Origin of the sequence: Thauera phenolivorans (assembly GCF_001696715.1) — a bacterium.
GTDB lineage: Bacteria > Pseudomonadota > Gammaproteobacteria > Burkholderiales > Rhodocyclaceae > Thauera > Thauera phenolivorans.
This window is the reverse complement of the sequence record NZ_MBFM01000004.1, coordinates 430,034-435,609: the sequence shown is the minus strand read 5'-3', so window position 1 is coordinate 435,609 and position 5,576 is coordinate 430,034. Positions and strand designations below refer to the sequence as shown.

The window sequence follows — 5,576 nt, the reverse complement described above, 5'->3', positions numbered from 1 at the left end:
TCGACATCGTGCTGCTCGACCTGCGCCTGCCGGGCGAGGACGGCCTCGCGCTGGCGCGCCAGCTGCGCGAGCGCCACCGGCTCGGCATCATCATGGTGACCGCCTCGGGCGACGTGGTGGACCGGGTGGTCGGACTCGAGCTCGGCGCCGACGACTATGTCGCCAAGCCCTTCGACCCGCGCGAGCTGCTCGCCCGCATCAAGAGCCTGATGCGCCGGCTCCGGGCCGCGGCCGACGCGGCGCCGGCATCAACGGTCACGGCCGCCGGGCTGCGGCGTGTCGGCCCCTGCCGGCTCGATCCCGGCGCCCGCCGCCTTTTCGACGCGGCCGGCGCCGAGATCGAGCTGACCGCGATGGAGTTCGACCTGCTCGCGGCCTTCATCGAGCATCCGAACCGGGTCCTCAGCCGCGACCAGCTGCTGACGCTGACCCGCAATCGCGAGTGGGAGCCCTTCGACCGCTCGATCGATATCCGCATCGCCCGCCTGCGACGCAAGATCGAGCCCGATCCCGCCCACCCGCGCACGCTGCGCACGGTGCGCGGCGCGGGCTACATGTTCGTGCCCGACGCCGGCTGAGCGTCGGGCTGCGCGAGGAGAAGGCGGATGAGGCGCTGCACCGAAACGGCCGTACGCATGGCGGCGGTGTTCGAGGAGGTCGCGGCGGTGGTGTTCGCGAAGGACGTCGACGGTCGCTATCTGTTCGTCAACCGCGCCTTCGAGCGCCTCACCGGCGCGCGCGCGGCGGACATCGTCGGCCGCCGCGATGTCGACCTGTTCCTGCCCGAGATCGCCGCCGGCTTCGCCCGCCACGACCGCCAGGTGATCGCGCGTAGGCGCGCGCTCGAGTTCGACGAAATCACCCAGGTCGGCAGCGAGCGCCGCATCTATGCCGCGGTCAAGTTCCCGCTGTTCGACGATGACGGCGAGGTGGTCTGCGTGTGGGGCCTCGCCAACGACGTCACCGCCCGTCGCAACATGGAGCGCGCGCTGCAGGAGTCGGCGCTGGCGGTGTCGAGCGCCGGCTCCGACCGCGTGTTCCAGGAGCTCGCACGCTACCTCGCCACCATCCTCGACGCCGACTATGCCTTCATCGGCGAGCTGCGGGCCGACGACCCCTCGCGGGTGCGCACCGTCGGCATCTACGGCGACGGCGCCTACCAGGAGAACATGGAGTACGAGGTCGCGCTCACGCCTTGCCGCACCGTGGTCGGGCAGGGGTTCCGGCTGTTCTGCAGCGGCCTGCGCGAGCGCTTCCCCGGCGACAACCAGCTCGCCGAGCTCGGCCTGCAGGCCTATGCCGGCTATCCCCTGAGCGATTCCTGCGGGTGCCCGCTCGGGGTGGTCGCGGTGCTGTCGCGTCGGTCGCTCAACAACGCCGAGCTGGTCGAATCGGTGCTGAAGATCGTCGCCGTGCGCGTCGTCGCCGAGCTCGAGCGGCGCCGCGCCGAGCAGGCGCTGCGAGCGTCGGAGGCGAGCTATCGGGCGATCTTCGACGCCGCCGAGGACGCGATCTTCGTGCACCAGCCCGACACCGGCGCGATCGTCGATGCCAACCCCAAGGCCTGCAGCGCCTACGGCTACACGCGCGAGGAGCTGCGCGGACTGGGGATCGGCGCGCTGAGTTCAGGCGAGCCGCCCTACACCGGCGCGGAGGCGGCGCGCCTGCTGGCGCGCGCAAGAGAGAGCCCGGCCCCACTGCACTTCGAGTGGCACCGCCGCAACAAGGACGGCAGCCTGCACTGGGATGAGCTGGTGCTTACCCGTGCCGAGATCGCCGGCGAGCCGCGGCTGCTCGTCTTCTCGCGCGAGATCACCGAGCGCGAACGCGCCGAGGCACGCCGTGCCCAGCTCGAGGCCCAGCTGCGCCAGGCGCAGAAGATGGAGGCGATCGGCCAGCTCACCGGCGGCATCGCCCACGATTTCAACAACCTGCTGACCAGTATTCTCGGCTACGTGGTGCTCGCTGGCGAGCAGGCGTCGGCCCGGCCCGACGGCGACCCCACGCTCGCGCGCTACCTCGATCAGGCGCGGCTGTCGTGCGAGCGGGCGCGCGATCTGATCCGGCAGATGCTCACCTTCAGCCGCGGCCAGCGCGGCGAGCCGCGCCCGCTGGCCCTGGCCGCACTGGTGCGCGAGTCGATCGGTCTGGCACGCTCGTCCTTCCCCGCTTCGGTGGAGATCCGTTGCGCCCTCGCCGAGCGCGTGCCGGCGGTGATGGCCGACCCGGTGCTGATCGAGCAGGTGCTGCTGAACCTGTGCATCAATGCGCGCGACGCGATGAACGGCAGCGGCACGATCACGGTGAGCCTGCGCCACGCCTGGGCGGTGCGCGGGTCGTGCTGCAGCTGCCGCCAGCCGGTGGCGGGCGATTTCGTCGAGCTGGCGGTGGCCGACACCGGCAGCGGCATCGCGCCCGAACATCTGGACCGCATCTTCGAGCCTTTCTTCAGCACCAAGGGCGTCGGGCGCGGCTCGGGCATGGGGTTGGCGATGGTGCATGGCATCGTGCACGAGCTCGGCGGCCATGTGCTGGTCGACAGCGAAGTGGGGCAGGGCGCGCGCTTTCGCGTCATGCTGCGCCCGCTCGCAGCGGCGCTGACGCCGGCGAATGGGCTGGCCGCCGCCGCGCCCGGCCTGCCGGTGGGGCGGCTCGCCGGGCGCGTCCTGCTGGTCGATGACGAGCCCGCCGTGCTCGACTTCATGCGCGAGCTGCTCGAGCGCTGGGGGCTGACGGTGCGGGCCTGCGCCGATCCGGCGGCGGCGCGTGCCGTACTCGAGGATCCGGCCGAGGACTGCGAGCTGCTGCTGAGCGACCAGACCATGCCCGGCCTCACCGGCGTCGAGCTCGCCGGCCTCGCCCGCCGTCAGCGCGCGGCGCTGCCGGTGGTGCTCTACAGCGGCTACAGCGGCGCGCTGGCGGCGACGGCACCTGCGGCGGGCGTGGTCGCGGTGCTCGACAAACCGGTCGATCCGCAACGCCTGTTCGAGGTGCTCGCGGCTCACCTGCCGGCGGCCTGAGCCCGCAGCGCTCAGGCGCTCGCGGTGGCGAGGCTGCGTGCCTCTCCGCCTCGCTGCAGCAGCGGCAGATGCAGCATCACCGCGACCGCGGCGAGCGCGATGTCGACCAGCCAGACGACCGTATGGCTGCCTGTGGCGGCGACCGCCAGCCCGCCCGCCCAGGCGCCGAGGAAGGCGTCGAGCTGATGCACCGCCATCACCACGCCGAACAGCGTCGCGAGCCGCTGGCCGCCGGCGATGCGCCCTACCAGCGCGGTGGTCGGCGGCAGCGTCGCCATGTAGGTGAGGCCCATCCACAGCGCGAAGCCGAGCATCACCGCCGGCGTCTTCGGCGCTGCGAGAAAGAGCGCGACGCCCAGTCCGCGCAGCGCGTACAGGCTCATCAGCAAGGCCAGCGGCGACACCCGCTGGACGAGCAGCCCGGCGCCGAGGCTGCCGGCGACCCAGCCGGCGGCGTCGATCGCGCCCCGGGTCAGCGGGCCGAGCAGCAGCTGTCCGGCCGAGCCGCCGGCGCCGACGATGCCGGCGGCCAGGCGCGCCGGGCGGGATCCACCCGCTGGATCAGCAGCCAGGGCGGGGCGGGCGGGCGGTTCGGGGCGGCGGACATGGCGGTTCTCCAGGCGGCGCGGAGCCGGCGGGGGCCGTTCCTGCGTGGAGCCGATGGTCGGCGCCGCGGGTAATTCGCCGATGTCCGCCGTCGCATCGAGTGTTGCCGCTTCGTTTCCGTCGGCCGGAGGGCGATCGCGGGGCGCGCCCGAGCCTGCGATACTGTTCGCGTTGGCGCGATGTACAGGCGTAACGCAGGGGGGAAGCGATGGAACCGATGCGGACCAAGCTGCGCGGCGTGAATCTCGGCGGCTGGCTGCTGCTCGAGAAATGGATGGTGCCCAGCCTGTTCGAGGGGCTCGCCGCGACCGACGAGACCACCTGGTGCGTCGAGCTCGGCGCCGCCGCCCCCGGCCGCCTGCGACGGCACTGGCGACAGTTCATCCGGCGGGAGGACTTCGCCTGGATCGCGGAGCGCGGCCTCAACGCGGTGCGCATCCCGGTGGGGCACTGGATCTTCGGCCCCGACTACCCCTACCACCGCAGCTATGGCGGCAATCCCCACCCCTTCGTCACCGGCGGCATCGACGTGCTCGACCGCGCGCTCGACTGGGCGGACGCGTTCGGCCTGCGCGTCATGATCGACCTGCACGCCGCGCCCGGCGGTCAGAACGGTTTCGACAACGGCGGCATCAAGGACGTGGTGGAGTGGCACACCTGCTCGGATTACCGCGAGCATTCCCTGGAAGTGCTCGAGCGCCTCGCCGAACGCTACCGCGCGCACCGCGCGCTGCACGCGATCGAGGTCCTCAACGAGCCGCGCTGGGACGTGCCGACCGACTACCTGCAGGCCTACTACCTCGACGCCTACGCGCGCATCCGCAGGCACTGTCCGGCGGAGCGGGTGGCGGTGGTGTTTCACGACGGCTTCCGCAGCTACCGCGAATATCTCGGATTCATGCAGGCACCGGCTTGGCGCAACGTGATCTTCGACCTCCACCGCTACCAGTGCTTCGAGCGCGGCGACATCGACCTGGACATCTACGGCCACATCCGCAAGGCCGCCGGCGAGTGGAAGGCCGAGGCCGACGCGATCGGCGCCGGGCTCGGCCTGCCGGCGATCTGCGGCGAATGGAGCCTCGGGCTGGACCTGAAGGTGGTGTCGCTGTGGGCCGAGGGGCCGTTCAACCACGCCCTCGAGCACATGGACCGCTTCCAGCAGGACGTTGCCAGTCGGGCCTACGGCGATGCCCAGCTGATGGCCTTCGAGAAGTACCACGGCTGGTTTTTCTGGAGCTACAGGACCGAGACCACGCCGGCCTGGTGCTTACGCGACTGCGTGACGCGCGGCTGGCTGCCCTCACGCTTCGACTAGCGGCGCCTCGTCCTCGCCCCGCGCCCGCTCCAGGACCAGCGTGCGGTCGTAGCAGTGGTCGAGGCCTGGGCGCCGGCTGATGTTGAGCACGGTGGTGCTCGGCAACTCATGGTGCAGCAGCTCGATCGTGTTCGCCTCGTCCTTGCCTTCGAGGGTGTCGGTGGCTTCCTCGATGAAGATCCAGCCCGGACGCTGCAGGAACAGGCGGGCGACGCCGAGGCGCTGCTGGGTGCGCATGGGCAGCGCCCGGCTCCAGTCCTCGTGCGCATCGAGCCGCCGCGCGAGCCAGGCGATGCCGGCGCATTCGAGGGCGCGGCGCAACTCCTCCTGCCCGTAGCGCGCCTCCGCGTGGGGATAGCTCAGCACGGTGCGCAGGCTGCCGACCGGCAGGAAGGGGCGCTGCGGAACGAACATCAGCTCGCGCGCCGGCGGCAGGCGGATCTCGCCGCGGCCCCAGGGCCACAGGCCGGCGACCGCCTTGAACAGGCCCGTCGTCACCGCCGGGTCGCCCGCGATCAGCACCCGCTCGCCGCGGCGCACGTGCAGCTCGAAGTCGTCGAGCAGCAGCTGGCCGGAGGGCGTGACGAGCCTCAGGCGGCGGACGTCGAACGCCTGGCGGTCGCTCTCGATCAGGT

5 protein-coding genes and 1 pseudogene are annotated in these 5,576 nt (G+C 72.0%); 3 read left to right on the top strand and 3 right to left on the bottom strand.

Going from position 1 to position 5,576, the window contains the following annotated elements; genetic code table 11:
• Together BB334_RS11985 and BB334_RS11980 are read left to right on the top strand one after the other, a co-directional pair.
• Window positions 1–578, top strand: a 578-nt coding sequence (locus BB334_RS11985; protein ID WP_083200433.1) for a winged helix-turn-helix domain-containing protein, incomplete at its 5' end; no start/stop codon positions are given.
• 27 nt (window positions 579–605) lie between these two features.
• Complete coding sequence (locus BB334_RS11980; RefSeq protein ID WP_068808723.1) at window positions 606–3,020, top strand: PAS domain-containing hybrid sensor histidine kinase/response regulator; 2,415 nt, start codon at window positions 606–608, stop codon at window positions 3,018–3,020.
• Window positions 3,021–3,031: 11 nt separating this feature from the next.
• Here the strand turns inward: BB334_RS11980 and BB334_RS11975 are convergent, their stop codons facing one another.
• Together BB334_RS11975 and BB334_RS18815 are read right to left on the bottom strand one after the other, a co-directional pair.
• Window positions 3,032–3,403 carry an MFS transporter gene (locus tag BB334_RS11975; RefSeq protein ID WP_158014402.1) on the bottom strand — a complete coding sequence of 124 codons (372 nt, stop codon included), beginning with the start codon at window positions 3,401–3,403 and terminating at the stop codon, window positions 3,032–3,034.
• Window positions 3,404–3,492: 89 nt separating this feature from the next.
• Window positions 3,493–3,627 carry a hypothetical protein gene (locus BB334_RS18815; protein WP_269799005.1) on the bottom strand — a complete coding sequence of 45 codons (135 nt, stop codon included), beginning with the start codon at window positions 3,625–3,627 and terminating at the stop codon, window positions 3,493–3,495.
• 207 nt (window positions 3,628–3,834) lie between these two features.
• Here BB334_RS18815 and BB334_RS11970 point away from each other — a divergent pair, with 207 nt between their 5' ends.
• Window positions 3,835–4,941 (top strand): glycoside hydrolase family 5 protein, encoded by a 1,107-nt coding sequence (locus BB334_RS11970; RefSeq protein ID WP_068808721.1) that lies wholly within the window; start codon window positions 3,835–3,837, stop codon window positions 4,939–4,941.
• On the opposite strand, the pseudogene BB334_RS17860 reads toward BB334_RS11970, so the two are convergent.
• Window positions 4,927–5,576, bottom strand: a pseudogene (locus BB334_RS17860) (ABC transporter ATP-binding protein/permease); the annotation flags it as partial. The gene BB334_RS11970 and the pseudogene BB334_RS17860 sit on opposite strands and share 15 nt — an antisense overlap.